The sequence below is a fragment of the Streptomyces sp. NPDC006235 genome (assembly GCF_040613735.1).
Classification (GTDB): domain Bacteria; phylum Actinomycetota; class Actinomycetes; order Streptomycetales; family Streptomycetaceae; genus Streptomyces.
The window spans coordinates 24,922-38,647 of record NZ_JBEXSR010000023.1 but is presented as its reverse complement, the minus strand read 5'-3'; the positions used below and the strand labels follow the sequence as shown (position 1 = coordinate 38,647).

Here is a 13,726-nt window from a genome sequence, read left to right as displayed (position 1 = left end):
CCAGTACGGCGGCGCGGAAGGCGTCGACGCGGTCGGCGGGGACGAGGTAGGCGTCGTTGCCGACGTTGGTGCCGGGGGCCGCGCCCGCGAGGGCCGGGACCGCCCTTCCGCTTTTCGCCTTTGTACTCCTACTTCTTCTTGCCGCGCTTCTCGCGGACCCGCACCGAGATGTGGATCGGCGTCCCCTCGAAGCCGAACTCCTCGCGCAGGCGGCGCTCGATGAAGCGCCGGTAGCCCGCCTCGATGAAGCCGGAGGCGAAGAACACGAACCGCGGCGGCTTGGTGCCCGCCTGCGTGCCGAACAGGATGCGCGGCTGCTTGCCGCCCCGGATCGGGTGCGGGTGGGCGGCGACCAGCTCGCCGAGGAACGCGTTCAGCCTGCCGGTCGGAACCCGGGTCTCCCAGCCCGCCAGGGCCGTCTCGATCGCCGGGACCAGCTTCTCCATGTGGCGGCCCGTGCGCGCCGAGACGTTGACGCGCGGGGCCCACGCCACCTGGCCCAGCTCGGTCTCGATCTCCCGCTCCAGGTAGTAGCGGCGCTCCTCGTCGAGGGTGTCCCACTTGTTGAAGGCGAGGACGATCGCACGGCCCGCCTCGACGGCCATGGTGACGATCCGCTGGTCCTGGACCGAGATGGACTCGGAGGCGTCGATGAGGATGACCGCGACCTCCGCCTTCTCGACGGCGGCGGCGGTGCGCAGCGAGGCGTAGTAGTCGGCGCCCTGCTGGAGGTGGACGCGCTTGCGGATGCCCGCCGTGTCGACGAACTTCCAGGTGACGCCGCCGAGTTCGATCAGCTCGTCGACCGGGTCGCGGGTGGTGCCCGCGATCTCGTTGACGACGACGCGCTCCTCGCCCGCCACCTTGTTCAGCAGCGACGACTTGCCCACGTTCGGGCGGCCGATCAGGGCGATGCGGCGCGGCCCGCCGATGCCGCCCCCGCCGAACGTCTCGCGCGGCGCCTCCGGCAGCACCTCCAGGACCTGGTCGAGCATGTCGCCGGTGCCCCGGCCGTGCAGCGCCGAGACCGGGTACGGCTCCCCCAGGCCCAGCGACCACAGGTAGGCCGCGTCGGCCTCGCCGCTCGGGCCGTCCACCTTGTTGGCGCACAGCACGACCGGCTTGCCGGCCTTGCGCAGCAGCCGTACGACGGCCTCGTCGGTGTCGGTGGCGCCGACCTTGGCGTCGACGACGAAGACGACGGCGTCGGCCGCGTCGATGGCGTACTCGGCCTGGGCGGCGACGGAGGCGTCGATGCCGAGGACGTCCTGCTCCCAGCCGCCGGTGTCGACGACCTTGAAGCGGCGGCCCGCCCACTCGGCCTCGTAGGTCACACGGTCGCGGGTGACACCGGGCTTGTCCTCGACGACGGCCTCGCGGCGGCCGATGATGCGGTTCACCAGGGTCGACTTGCCGACATTGGGGCGGCCGACCACGGCAAGGACGGGCAGCGGGCCGTGCCCGGCCGCCTCGATCGCGCCCTCGACGTCCTCGAGGTCGAAGCCCTCCTCCGCGGCGAGCTCCATGAACTCCGCGTACTCGGCGTCGCCGAGCGCCCCGTGGTCGTGCTCGGGCGCGCCTTCGTAGGCGTCCGAGCCGTCGGGCTGGGTGTGGTCGTTCATGAAGTCCGTACCTCGTCGTTCATCGTGGTGGTCGGTGGAGTACCCGCTGTCCCGCGGGCTGATCCACTACTCAGTGTTGCCTAGCGCCCGGTGAAGCGCCTGGCGTTTTCCAGGTGGGCGGCGAGCTGCTTCTGGATGCGCCCGGTCGCCTCGTCCAGCGCCGTGCGCGTACGGCGCCCGCTGCCGTCGCCCGCCTCGAAGGGCTCCCCGAAGACGACGTCGACGCGGGACCGCAGCGGAGGCAGCCCCTTTATCAACCGTCCCCGCCGGTCGGAACTTCCCAGCACGGCGACCGGCACGATCGGGGCACCGCTGCGCACCGCGAAGTACGCGAGCCCGGCGCGCAGCGAGGCGAAGTCGCCCTCGCCCCGGGTGCCCTCCGGGAAGATGCCGAGCACACCGCCGTTCTCCAGCACGCCCAGCGCCCGGGTGATCGCCGTGCGGTCGGTGGTGTCGCGGTCCACCTTCACCTGGCCGATGCCGGTCAGGAAGGGGTCGAGCGGGCCGATGAACGCCTCCTTCTTGATCAGGAAGTGCGTCGGCCGGGGCGCCACGCCCATGACCATCGGTCCGTCGATGCCGTGGGAGTGGTTGACGGCGAGGATCACCGGGCCGGTCGTGGGCACACGCCAGGCGCCGAGCACGCGCGGCTTCCACAGCCCGTACATCAGGCCGACGCCGATGCGCCGACCCACCTCGGCGCCCTTTTCCGAAGGGAGGCTCACTTCCCGGCCCGCTTCTCCTCGACGAGGGTGACGACGCACTCGATGACCTGGGCCAGCGTGAGCTCGGTGGTGTCCACCTCGACCGCGTCGTCCGCCTTGGCGAGCGGCGAGGTCTTGCGGCTGGAGTCGGCCGCGTCCCGCTTGATCAGGGCCTCGCGGGTGGAGTGCACGTCGGCGCCCTTCAGCTCGCCGCTGCGGCGGGCGGCACGCGCCTCCGGGGAGGCGGTGAGGAAGATCTTCAGGTCGGCGTCCGGCAGCACGGTCGTGCCGATGTCGCGGCCCTCGACCACGATGCCGTGCGCCGCGGAGGCCGCGATCGAGCGCTGGAGCTCGGTGATCCGGGCGCGCACCTCGGGCACCGCGCTGACGGCGCTGACCTTGGAGGAGACCTCCTGGGTGCGGATCGGGCCGGCCACGTCGACGCCGTCGACGCTGATGGCCGGGGCCTGCGGGTCGGTGCCGGAGACGATCTCCGGCTTCCCGGCCGCTGCGGCGATGGCGGCGGGGTCGTCGATGTCGATGCCGTTGGTCACCATCCACCAGGTGATCGCCCGGTACTGGGCGCCGGTGTCCAGGTAGCTCAGCCCGAGCTGTGCCGCCACGGCCTTCGAGGTGCTCGACTTGCCCGTGCCGGCGGGGCCGTCGATGGCGACAATCACTGGCGTGGCGCTTTCCACTGTGGGGACCTTCCTGAACCGGGCTGGCGGGAGCGAGGGCGCGAGGGCCCCGCACAAGGTTACTGGGTGCGGGTCACTCGTCCGGCCGCGCGTCGCTCAGCCACATCCAGGATGCACTACTGCCGGATCGCCCAGCCACGGTCCCGCAGCGCGGCACTCAGCACGGGTGCCGCCTTCGGCTCCACCATCAGCTGCACCAGACCGGCCTGCTGCCCCGTCGCGTGCTCGATGCGCACGTCCTCGATGTTGACGCCGGCCCTGCCCGCGTCCGCGAAGATCCGGGCCAGCTGTCCGGGCTGGTCGTCGATGAGCACGGCGACGACCTCGTAGGCCCGCGGGGCGGATCCGTGCTTGCCGGGCACGCGGACCTGCCCGGCGTTGCCGCGCCGCAGGACGTCCTCGATGCCGGTCGTGCCGTCGCGGCGCTTGTCCTCGTCGGCGGACTGCAGGGCGCGCAGGGCCCGCACGGTCTCCTCCAGGTCGGCGGCGACGTCCGTGAGCAGGTCGGCGACCGGCCCGGGGTTCGCGGAGAGGATGTCGATCCACATCCCGGGGTCGGAGGCGGCGATCCGGGTCACGTCCCGGATGCCCTGTCCGCACAGCCGTACGGCGGCCTCCTCGGCGTGCTCCAGGCGCGCGGCGACCAGGCTGGAGACCAGGTGGGGCATGTGGGAGACGAGGGCGACGGCACGGTCGTGGGCGTCGGCGTCCATCACGACCGGCACGGCACGGCAGTGCGAGACCAGCTCCAGGGCGAGGTTCAGCACCTCGGTGTCGGTGTCCCGGGTCGGGGTGAGCACCCAGGGGCGGCCCTCGAAGAGGTCGCCGGTGGCGGCGAGCGGGCCGGACTTCTCCCGGCCCGACATGGGGTGCGTGCCCAGGTACGCCGTCAGGTCGAGGCCGCGGGCCTCCAGTTCGCGGCGCGGCCCGCCCTTGACGCTGGCGACGTCGAGGTAGCCGCGCGCCACCCCGCGGCGCATGGCGTCGGCGAGCACGTCGGCCACGTGGGCGGGCGGGGCGGCGACGATCGCGAGGTCGACGGGCCTGTCCGGCGCCTCGTCCGTGCCGGCGCCTAGGGCCGCGGCCGTACGGGCCTGCTCCGGGTCGTGGTCGGCGAGGTGCACGGTGACGCCCCGCTGGGACAGGGCGAGGGCGGCGGAGGTGCCGATGAGCCCGGTGCCGATGACGAGTGCGGTCCTCACTGGGCGATGTCCTTGCGCAGGGCGCCCGCGGCGCCGAGGTAGACGTGCGCGATGTCGGCGCGGGGCTTGTCGGACTCGATGTGCGCGAGGACCCGGACGACACGCGGCATGGCGCCCTCGATGTCCAGTTCCTGGGCGCAGATCAGCGGGACGTCGACGATGCCGAGCTTGCGGGCGGCGGCCGCCGGGAAATCGCTGTGCAGGTCGGGCGTGGCCGTGAACCAGATGCTGATCAGGTCCTCGGCGGTGAGCTCGTTGCGCTCCAGGATGGCCGTGAGCAGGGCTCCGACCTGCTCGTCCATGTGCCCGGCCTCGTCCCGTTCGAGTTGGACGGCGCCCCGGACCGCTCGTACCGCCACGGCGATGCTCCTTGCTGACGTGCCTGTCGCTGTGTGTCCCTCTGTGCGTCAAGCCTAGTCAGCCCGCGCGGCAGGGGTGCGCGGCGCCCATCCGATGAGACACCGGGCTTACCACTCCTTGGGTATTTTCGATGCAAAGATTCAGAGAATTCCGATTTACCCCACTTTGGCACCTTCGGAGTGACGACATGACCTACGAGACCACACGCCGCACGGTTCTCCTCGCGACGGGCGCGGCGGCGCTCGTCGCGGCCTGCGGCGGGGGCGGCGACGACAACGGCTCCGCGTCGACGAGCTCACCCACCGGCCGGGAGGCGGCCGGTCAGGAGCTGGCCTCCACGGACGAGATCCCCGTCGGCGGCGGCAAGATCTTCAAGGACGAGGAGGTCGTGGTCACCCAGCCCGAGCAGGGACAGTTCAAGGCCTTCTCGGCGATCTGCACCCACCAGCGCTGCACGGTGGCGTCCGTCTCCGACGGCACCATCAACTGCGTCTGCCACGGCAGCAAGTTCCGCATCGCCGACGGCTCGGTGGCCCACGGCCCGGCGACGCGGCCGCTGCCCGCCGAGCAGATCACCGTGGAGGGAAACTCGGTTCGCCTGACGTGAGGGCCCGCGTACGCTCCCGGGCATGCAGCCCGAGGCCCTGGTACGCGACCACACGATCTACGCCTGTGTGATGGGTTCGCGCGCCTTCGGGCTGGCGACGGACGACAGCGACACCGACCGCCGTGGCGTGTTCCTGGCTCCCACGCCTCTGTTCTGGCGCTTCGACAAGCCGCCGACCCACGTCGAGGGCCCGGCCGAGGAGCAGTTCAGCTGGGAGTTGGAACGCTTCTGCGAGCTGGCCCTGCGCGCCAACCCCAACATCCTGGAGTGCCTGCACTCCCCGCTCGTGGAGTACGCCGACGACACCGGCCGCGAGCTGCTCGCCCTGCGGGGAGCGTTCGTGTCCAGGCGGGTCCACGAGACGTTCATTCGGTACGCGCACGGCCAGCGCCGCAAGCTGGAAGCCGACGTCCGCACGCACGGCGCCCCGCGCTGGAAGCACGCGATGCATCTGCTGCGCCTGCTCATCAGCGCCCGGGACCTGCTGTGCACGGGCTCGCTCACGGTGGACGTCGGCGACCACCGCGAGCCCCTGCTCGCGGTGAAGCGCGGCGAGGTGCCCTGGTCCGAGATCGAGTCCCGGATGACCCGCCTGGAGCAGGAGGCCTCCGAAGCCGCAGGCCGCAGCCCGCTCCCGGCCGCTCCCGACCGGCGACGCGTCGAGGACTTCCTCACCCGCGCCCGCCGCGCCTCAGCCCTCCAGGCGGACCTGTACGACGAGGTCGTGCAGGGCACCGCGGACGACCGGGGCCGGCGCCAGGACTGAGGCCTGCTGTGCCTCGCCCAGCGCGCCCCGCAACCGCTCCACTGCGTCACGCGTCCCAGAGCGCGCCGAGGGTCAGCAGGTCGCTCCGGTATTCGATCCGGTCGGCCCACTCGCCCGGCCAGCACTCCGCGCCCAGGCAGGCACCGGCGAAGGCGCCCGCCAGGCAGGCGATGGAGTCCGAGTCTCCGGCGGTGCAGGCGGCGCGGCGCAGGGCCGTGAGCGGCTCGTCGGGGAAGAGCAGGAAGCACAGCAGCCCGGTCGCCAGGGCCTCCTCGGCGATCCAGCCCTCACCGGTGGCCAGGCACGGGTCGTCCTCGGGTGAGACGGTGCCCACGGCCTGCTGGAGCCGGTCGAGGATCGCCAGGCACTCGTCCCAGCCGCGCGCGATGAACTGCTCGGGGCTCGGGTCCTGGGCCCGGCGCCACAGGTCACCGAGCCAGCGCTCGTGGTAGTGGCTGCGGTTGTCCAGGGCATACGTACGGAGCAGACCGATCAGCCCGGCCGGCTCGGCTCCCTGCGCGAGCAGCCGTACGGCGTGCGCGGTGAGGTCGGACGCGGCGAGCGCGGTGGGGTGCCCGTGGGTGAGGGCGGACTGCAACTGGGCGGCGCCCGCGCGCTGTTCGTCGCTCAGACCGGGGACCAGCCCCAGGGGCGCGACCCGCATGTTGGCGCCGCAGCCCTTGGAGTGGATCTGACTGGCGTCCTGCCAGGGGCGGTCCGCGTGCTCCAGCAGGGCGCAGGCCCTCAGACACGTGTTGCCGGGAGCCCGGTTGTTCTCCGGAGAGCGGTTCCAGGCGATGAACTCCCGCCGTACGGCGTGGGCCATCCCCTCGGGCTCCAGCACGCCCCGGTCCATCGCCGTCCGGATGCCCCGCCCGAGCGCCAGCGTCATCTGCGTGTCGTCGGTGACGAGCGCCGGCTCCGGCAGGTCCAGCCGCCGCCACGGACCGAATCTGGCAACGATCGTCGGCACGTCGCTGAACTCGGTCGGATACCCCAGCGCGTCCCCCAGGGCGAGGCCGGTGAGCGCTCCCGTGGCGGCTTGCTTGGAGACGAGCGTGGTCATGTCAGAAGTCCTTCCGTCCCCGCGCCCTGAAAGGCACGGGGAACTCGCGGCACCCGGGGCTGTCCGCGTAAGCCTAGAGATCGACTTCCTGCATCAGCATGCCGACCTCCGTGTTGGACAGCCGCCGCAGCCAGCCGGACTTCTGGTCGCCGAGGGTGATCGGCCCGAAGGCGGTGCGCACCAGCTTGTCGACCGGGAATCCGGCCTCCGCGAGCATCCGGCGCACGATGTGCTTGCGGCCCTCGTGCAGGGTGACCTCGACGAGGTAGTTCTTGCCCGTCTGCTGGACGACCCGGAAGTGGTCCGCGCGCGCGTAACCGTCCTCCAGCTGGATGCCGTCCTTGAGCTGCTTGCCCAGGTCGCGCGGGATCGGGCCCACGATGTGCGCGAGGTAGGTCTTCTTCACGCCGTACTTGGGGTGGGTGAGCCGGTGCGCCAGCTCGCCGTGGTTGGTGAGCAGGATGACACCCTCGGTCTCGGTGTCGAGCCGGCCGACGTGGAAGAGCCGGGTCTCGCGGTTGGTGACGTAGTCACCGAGGCACTGCCGGCCCTCCGGGTCCTCCATGGTGGAGACGACACCGGCGGGCTTGTTCAGCGCGAAGAACTGGTAGGCCTGCGTGGCGACGGTCAGCCCGTCGACCTTGATCTCGTCCTTCTCCGGGTCGACCCGCCGCCCCTGCTCCAGCACGATCTCGCCGTTGACCTCGACCCGGGCCTGCTCGATCAGCTCCTCGCAGGCGCGGCGGGAGCCGAAGCCCGCGCGGGCGAGGACCTTCTGGATGCGCTCGCCCTCCTGCTCGGCGCCCGGGAAGGTCTTGGGCAGCTTGACGTCCTTCTTCCCGGCGTACCGGTCGCGGTTTCGCTCCTCGATCTGCGCCTCGTACTCGCGAGGGCGTGCCGGGGCCGTACGTCCCCGCTGCTGGGGCTGCTTGGGCCCGCCCTTGGCGCCGCCGCGCGCGGCGCCGCCGCGTCCGGACTTGGGTCCCTCCTTCGTCGCTCCGGGGCCCACGTCGTAGCGGCGCTCCTCGGGGCGGGGCTTGCGGGGGCGGCCCTGCCCCTGCTTCTGGTCCCTGTTGTTACCGGCGCCGCGGGGGTTACCGCGTCCGCCGCTCTTGCCGCTGCCGCTGCTTCGCATCAAATGTCCGTCTGGTCGTCTTCGTCGTCGGTACCCGGGGTGACCGGGCGGCGGCCCGGCACGTCGTCATCAGGCGCGTCCGGGTCGAACGACGGTACGCCTTCCTGGGTCTCGGCCTCGATCGCCTCCGCCTCCGGGAGGAAGGGCGCGAGTTCCGGGAGCTCGTCCAGACCGCGCAGGCCCATCCGCTCCAGAAAGTAGTTCGTCGTCGTGTACAGGATCGCACCTGTTTCGGGTTCCGTGCCCGCCTCCTCGATCAGACCCCGCTGGAGGAGGGTGCGCATGACGCCGTCGCAGTTGACTCCGCGTACGGCGGAGACCCGGCTGCGGCTGACCGGCTGCCGGTAGGCGACGACGGCCAGGGTCTCCAGGGCGGCCTGCGTGAGGCGGGCCTGCTGGCCGTCCAGCACGAAACGCTCGACGGCCGGGGCGTACTCGGCGCGGGTGTAGAACCGCCAGCCGCCCGCCACGAACCGCAGTTCGAAGCCGCGCCCTTGGACGGTGTACTCGTCGGCCAGCTCGCGCAGCGCGTCCGCGATCTGGCGCTTGGGCCGCTCCAGTATCTTCGCGAGGTGCTCCTCGGTCGCGGGCTCGTCCACGACCATCAGCACGGCCTCCAGAGCGGGCTTGAGATCGAGGCCGGCGACGGCACGCAGCCCGGCCGGGACGTCGGTGGCTTCCTGGCTCATGCCTTCTTCTCCTCCTTCGGCGGCTCGGGCGGCCGGTCGAACTCGTCGGTGACGGTCGGTGTCTCGTCCCCGTCCCCGCCGGTCCACCGCACGAGCAGCTCGCCGAGCGCGGTCTCCTGCTCCAGCTCGACGGCCTTCTCGCGGTACAGCTCCAGCAGCGCCAGGAACCGGGCCACGACGGTCAGGGTGTCGTCGGTGTCCGCCACGAGCTCCCGGAAGCGGGCCTCGCCGAGCTCCTTGAGCCGGGCGACGACGATCCCCGCCTGCTCCTGCACGCTGACCAGGGGCGCGTGGATGTGGTCGACGTACACCTGTGGCTTGGGCTTGGGCTGCATCGCCTTCACGGCGAGCTTGGCGAACCCTTCCGCGCCGATGCTGATGACCACCTCGGGCAGCAGCTCGGCATGGTGGGGTTCGAGGCCGACGGTACGCGGATAGCGCCGGGCCTCGTCGTCGAGCCGCCCGCTGAAGATGTCGGCGATCTGCTTGTACGCGCGGTACTGCAGCAGCCGGGCGAACAGCAGGTCCCGGGCTTCGAGCAGCGCGAGGTCGCCCTCGTCCTCGACCTCGGCGGCGGGCAGCAGCCGTGCCGCCTTCAGATCGAGCAGCGTGGCCGCGACGACGAGGAACTCGGTCGTCTCGTCCAGATCCCAGTCCGGTCCCATCGCCCGGATGTACGTCATGAACTCGTCGGTCACCTTCGACAGCGCGACCTCGGTGACGTCCAGCTTGTGCCGGGAGATCAACTGCAGCAGCAGATCGAAGGGCCCCTCGAAGTTGGCGAGCCGGACTTTGAAGACCCCGTCGTCGCCACCGGCACCGTCGGCCGGGGGCCGGTCGGTGCTCCCCGACGCGTCCCGGCCCTGCGGGGCCCGCGCCCCGGGGGCCACCCCGGCTTCGGCCAGGGCCCGCGGCGGAACAGCCTCGGCTCCCGACTGCGGAACGGCGATCCCGGCGTCGGCACCAGGCGCTGAGGCGTAAGCGAGAGCGTCGTGCCGGGACCCGGTCTCCACGGACTCAGCGGCCTGGGGGGCGGTCTCAGCCGCAGCCACCTGACCCAGGGCGGAATGCTCACGCCCCGTCGCCGGATCACCGGCCTCGGGCCAGGACCCGGACGCGTCGTCCACCTTCGGGGCAACGCCCTCACGGCCCGCCCCGGCAGCAGGGGCAGCCGCGGACTCCGCCGGGGCAGGCCCCGCCGCACGCTGCTGTCGGGGCCTTCCGGCCGCCGTCCCCTGCTCGGCAGGGACCTGCCGCTCCACGCCGTCGGGCGACTCCTCGGCAACCGACGCCTGCGCGTCGGCCGCTGCCTCCGCGGCCCGGGCACCCGACCCGGCGGTCTCCGTCTCCTCGGGCGTCACGCCCGACTCGGCGGTGCCCCCAGCCGACTCGCCGGGCTCGACCGGGTCCACCCGCTCAACCGGCGGAGCCACCGGCCCACGCCCCAGCGCACGCCGGCGCCCGGAGGGGCCGCCGGGGGGTGGTGGGGAGGCGTTCGAGGTCATGGCCCCCGCAGGCTACCGCTAGCGCCCGCGCAGCCGTCGTACGAGGATGCTGGCGTCCCCGCGGGTCTCCAGGTCGGCGAGGACCACCGCCACCGCCTCGCGGACGATACGGCCGCGGTCGACGGCCAGGCCGTGCTCGCCGCGAAGCACGAGACGGGCGTGCTCCAGGTCCATGAGCTCCTCGGCCGACACGTAGACCGTGATCTTCTCGTCGTGCCGCTCACGGCCGCTGGGACGGCGTGCGGCGGCCCGCCCGCGCTTGCGTGGTGCCGCGGCGGCGGCACCGGCCGCACCCGCGGCAGAACCTTCCTGCGGCGCCTGGCGACGGGCGGAGCCGGAGCGACTGCGGGACTCCCCGGCCTCGGCCGACTCCGCGTCCGCCGCGACATGCTCGGCGCCCTCGCCGTCACCGCCCTGCGCGGGCACCGACTGCGGCGCGTCCTCCGCCGCCGTGGCCGCTGCCGCCACCGCGTCGCCCTCCCCCGCCGGAGCGGGCACCCGGGCGTCGCCGTTGGCCTGACGCCTGGGCTGGGACGACTGAAGCGCCATCCCCCCTGTCGTACGGAAGAGTTCGTCGGCCCCCGGCAGACTCACTCGGCGTGACACCGGGCGAGCACCTCCCTGGCGAGCTGGCGGTAGGCGGCGGCACCGACGGAGTTGGAGGCGTACGTGGTGATCGGCTCACCGGCGACCGTGGTCTCCGGGAACCGGACCGTGCGCCCGATGACCGTGTGGTAGACGTGATCGTCGAAGGCCTCGACGACCCGCGCGAGCACCTCACGGCTGTGCACCGTGCGCGAGTCGTACATCGTGGCGAGGATCCCGTCGAGCTCCAGGTCGGGGTTGAGCCGCTCCTGGACCTTCTCGATGGTCTCCGTCAGCAGGGCCACACCGCGCAGCGCGAAGAACTCGCACTCCAGCGGCACGATCACCTTGTGCGCGGCCGTCAGGGCGTTGACCGTGAGCAGGCCGAGCGAGGGCTGGCAGTCGATGACGATGAAGTCGTAGTCGTCCAGCAGCGGCTTCAGCGCGCGCTGCAGGGTCGACTCGCGGGCGACCTCGGAGACCAGCTGGACCTCGGCCGCCGACAGGTCGATGTTGCTGGGCAGCAGGTCCATGTTGGGGACCGCCGTCTTCAGCAGCACCTCGTCGGCCGCCATCCCCCGCTCCATGAGCAGGTTGTAGACGGTGAGGTCGAGCTCCATCGGGTTGACGCCGAGTCCGACCGACAGCGCGCCCTGGGGGTCGAAGTCCACGAGCAGGACACGGCGTCCGTACTCCGCGAGCGCGGCACCCAGGTTGATGGTCGACGTGGTCTTGCCGACGCCGCCCTTCTGGTTGCACATCGCGATGATCTTCGCGGGTCCGTGGTCGGTCAGCGGGCCCGGGATCGGGAAGTACGGCAGCGGGCGTCCGGTCGGGCCGATGCGCTCCCGGCGCTGTCTGGCCGCGTCGGGCGCGAGAGTGGCCGCGTACTCCGGATCGGGCTCGTACTCCGCGTCGGGGTCGTAGAAGTGCCCCTCGGGCAGTTCGTCGTAGTCGGCGAAGTGGTTGTGGGGCGCGCCACTTCCGTCGCCGGCCATGGCGTTCACGTGATGGCCATCCATCTTCTGGTGTGCAGTGTGAGTCGTCTGCTGACTCTGGTGGGCTGCGAAGGTGCGCACAGCGACGGAGCCGACAGCCGCGAACCCCGCGGGCGCCTGGTCCCGTGCAGGCGTTCCTGGTTGGCCACCCCCGGGAGTAAATGTCGACTCATTCACAAGTCGTCTTACCTCCTTGGTGACCAGGAAACTTCTAGACAGGTCAGCGTGGCACCATGCCGACGGTTGGCGACTCTATGGCGTGTCGGGCGTCCGCAGCAACACAATCCGCCGGACCCGGCCCGATGTGTCGGCAATGAAACATCCCGCTGTCAAGGGCGTACGGCCGTCGCACGGCAGATTTCACCGGTGTGCGAATCGGTTGAAGGGTTACGTTCGAGGCGAGTTGCCCGAGAATCGCGAAGTGACCATACACACATCCGGCCGGACCTTGTCGGGCAAGGTCCGGCCGGGTGCGCGGCGTTGACGACCCGTGTTGACGTATCGCCTTTACGTGTTGGTGACTTGGTCGACTCAGCGGCCCGCGGGGCTCAGCCGAGCAGCGAGGACAGCTCGACGTGCTCGACGTCGTGCGCCTCGGCGACCTCCTTGTAAACGACCTTGCCGTCATGGGTGTTGAGACCCTTGGCCAGCGCCGGGTCGCGGCGCAGCGCGTCCGCCCAGCCGTGGTCGGCGAGTTCCACGATGTAGGGCAGCGTGGCGTTGGTCAGCGCGTAGGTGGAGGTGTTCGGCACCGCGCCGGGCATGTTGGCGACGCAGTAGAAGACCGAGTTGTGGACCCGGAAGGTCGGCTCGGCGTGGGTGGTCGGACGGGAGTCCTCGAAGCAGCCGCCCTGGTCGATCGCGATGTCGACAAGGACACTTCCGGGCTTCATCCGCGAGACGAGCTCGTTGGTGACCAGCTTCGGGGCCTTGGCGCCGGGGACCAGCACCGCGCCGATGACGAGGTCGGCCTCCAGGCAGGCCTTCTCCAGCTCCAGGGCGTTGGAGACGACGGTCTGGATCTTCGTGCCGAAGATCTTGTCCGCCTCGCGGAGCTTGTTCACGTCCTTGTCGAGCAGGGTCACGTGGAAGCCCAGGCCGATGGCGATCTGCGCCGCCTGCCAGCCGGAGACGCCGCCGCCGATGACGACGGCCCGCCCGGCCGGCACGCCGGGGACGCCGCCGGGCAGCACGCCGCGGCCGCCGTTGGCGCGCATCAGGTGGTAGGCGCCGACCTGCGGGGCCAGCCGGCCCGCGACCTCGGACATCGGGGCGAGCAGCGGCAGCGCGCGGCTGGGCAGCTCGACCGTCTCGTAGGCGATCGCGGTGGTGCCGGACTCCAGCAGGGCGTCCGTGCACTCCTTGGAGGCCGCCAGGTGCAGGTAGGTGAAGAGCGTCTGGTCCTTGCGGAGGCGGTGGTACTCCTCGGCGATGGGCTCCTTGACCTTCAGCAGCAGGTCGGCGGCGGCCCAGACCTCGTCGGCGGTGTCCAGGATCCGCGCACCGGCAGCGACGTACTCCTCGTCCGTGATCGAGGAGCCGACGCCGGCGCCGCGTTCGATGACGACCTGGTGGCCATGACGCACCAGCTCGTGCACACCGGCGGGGGTGATGGCCACCCGGAACTCGTTGTTCTTGACCTCGCGGGGGATGCCGACCTTCACGTCGATCACGGTCCTTGGCTCAGAGGGTATGGGCGTATTACTAGACATACCCGGGCGCGCACGGGCACACCGGGAGAGACCGCAGGAGAACGTGCGGCAGAGCCAGTCTAATGAAGGCGTTCCCG

14 protein-coding genes are annotated in these 13,726 nt (G+C 71.6%); 2 read left to right on the top strand and 12 right to left on the bottom strand.

Annotation, left to right across the window (positions count from 1 at the left end):
* Positions 1-128: 128 nt before the first annotated feature.
* The 5 genes from der to aroH form a co-directional block, all read right to left on the bottom strand.
* Positions 129-1,622 carry a ribosome biogenesis GTPase Der gene (gene der, locus ABZ192_RS25170; RefSeq protein ID WP_356926707.1) on the bottom strand — a complete coding sequence of 498 codons (1,494 nt, stop codon included), beginning with the start codon at positions 1,620-1,622 and terminating at the stop codon, positions 129-131.
* Positions 1,623-1,702: 80 nt separating this feature from the next.
* The gene (locus tag ABZ192_RS25165; protein WP_356926706.1) at positions 1,703-2,386 is read right to left on the bottom strand and encodes a lysophospholipid acyltransferase family protein; all 684 of its coding nucleotides are present in this window, start codon (positions 2,384-2,386) and stop codon (positions 1,703-1,705) included.
* Complete coding sequence (gene cmk / locus ABZ192_RS25160) at positions 2,344-3,024, bottom strand: (d)CMP kinase (RefSeq protein WP_356926705.1); 681 nt, start codon at positions 3,022-3,024, stop codon at positions 2,344-2,346. The genes ABZ192_RS25165 and cmk overlap by 43 nt, the downstream gene beginning before the upstream one ends.
* A 116-nt stretch (positions 3,025-3,140) precedes the next feature.
* Positions 3,141-4,226: a prephenate dehydrogenase gene (locus ABZ192_RS25155; RefSeq protein WP_356926704.1), complete on the bottom strand. Its 1,086-nt coding sequence runs from the start codon at positions 4,224-4,226 to the stop codon at positions 3,141-3,143.
* A complete protein-coding gene (aroH, locus tag ABZ192_RS25150) occupies positions 4,223-4,585 on the bottom strand; it encodes a chorismate mutase (protein WP_356926703.1) in 363 nt (120 codons plus the stop codon). The genes ABZ192_RS25155 and aroH overlap by 4 nt, the downstream gene beginning before the upstream one ends.
* 188 nt (positions 4,586-4,773) lie before the next feature.
* On the opposite strand from aroH, the gene ABZ192_RS25145 reads away from it, so the two are divergent.
* Both ABZ192_RS25145 and ABZ192_RS25140 read left to right on the top strand, forming a co-directional pair.
* Positions 4,774-5,193, top strand: a complete 420-nt coding sequence (locus tag ABZ192_RS25145; RefSeq protein WP_356926702.1) for a Rieske (2Fe-2S) protein — start codon at positions 4,774-4,776, stop codon at positions 5,191-5,193.
* A 22-nt stretch (positions 5,194-5,215) separates the two neighbouring features.
* Positions 5,216-5,959, top strand: a complete 744-nt coding sequence (locus ABZ192_RS25140; protein ID WP_356926701.1) for a nucleotidyltransferase domain-containing protein — start codon at positions 5,216-5,218, stop codon at positions 5,957-5,959.
* 46 nt (positions 5,960-6,005) lie between these two features.
* Here the strand turns inward: ABZ192_RS25140 and ABZ192_RS25135 are convergent, their stop codons facing one another.
* The 7 genes from ABZ192_RS25135 to ald all read right to left on the bottom strand — a co-directional run bounded on the left by ABZ192_RS25135 (position 6,006) and on the right by ald (position 13,601).
* Positions 6,006-7,025 (bottom strand): ADP-ribosylglycohydrolase family protein, encoded by a 1,020-nt coding sequence (locus ABZ192_RS25135; RefSeq protein WP_356926700.1) that lies wholly within the window; start codon positions 7,023-7,025, stop codon positions 6,006-6,008.
* 73 nt (positions 7,026-7,098) lie between these two features.
* Entirely contained in the window at positions 7,099-8,160 is a 1,062-nt protein-coding gene (locus ABZ192_RS25130; RefSeq protein WP_356926699.1) for a pseudouridine synthase, read from the bottom strand.
* A complete protein-coding gene (gene scpB, locus ABZ192_RS25125) occupies positions 8,160-8,849 on the bottom strand; it encodes an SMC-Scp complex subunit ScpB (protein ID WP_356926698.1) in 690 nt (229 codons plus the stop codon). Before scpB ends, ABZ192_RS25130 begins: the two co-directional genes overlap by 1 nt.
* Complete coding sequence (locus ABZ192_RS25120) at positions 8,846-9,910, bottom strand: segregation/condensation protein A (protein ID WP_356926790.1); 1,065 nt, start codon at positions 9,908-9,910, stop codon at positions 8,846-8,848. The genes scpB and ABZ192_RS25120 overlap by 4 nt, the downstream gene beginning before the upstream one ends.
* A gap of 462 nt (positions 9,911-10,372) precedes the next feature.
* Positions 10,373-10,960, bottom strand: a complete 588-nt coding sequence (locus tag ABZ192_RS25115) for a hypothetical protein (protein ID WP_356926697.1) — start codon at positions 10,958-10,960, stop codon at positions 10,373-10,375.
* Positions 10,945-12,114, bottom strand: a complete 1,170-nt coding sequence (locus ABZ192_RS25110; protein WP_356926696.1) for a ParA family protein — start codon at positions 12,112-12,114, stop codon at positions 10,945-10,947. The genes ABZ192_RS25115 and ABZ192_RS25110 overlap by 16 nt, the downstream gene beginning before the upstream one ends.
* A gap of 371 nt (positions 12,115-12,485) precedes the next feature.
* A complete protein-coding gene (ald, locus tag ABZ192_RS25105; protein WP_356926789.1) occupies positions 12,486-13,601 on the bottom strand; it encodes an alanine dehydrogenase in 1,116 nt (371 codons plus the stop codon).
* Positions 13,602-13,726 lie beyond the last annotated feature (125 nt).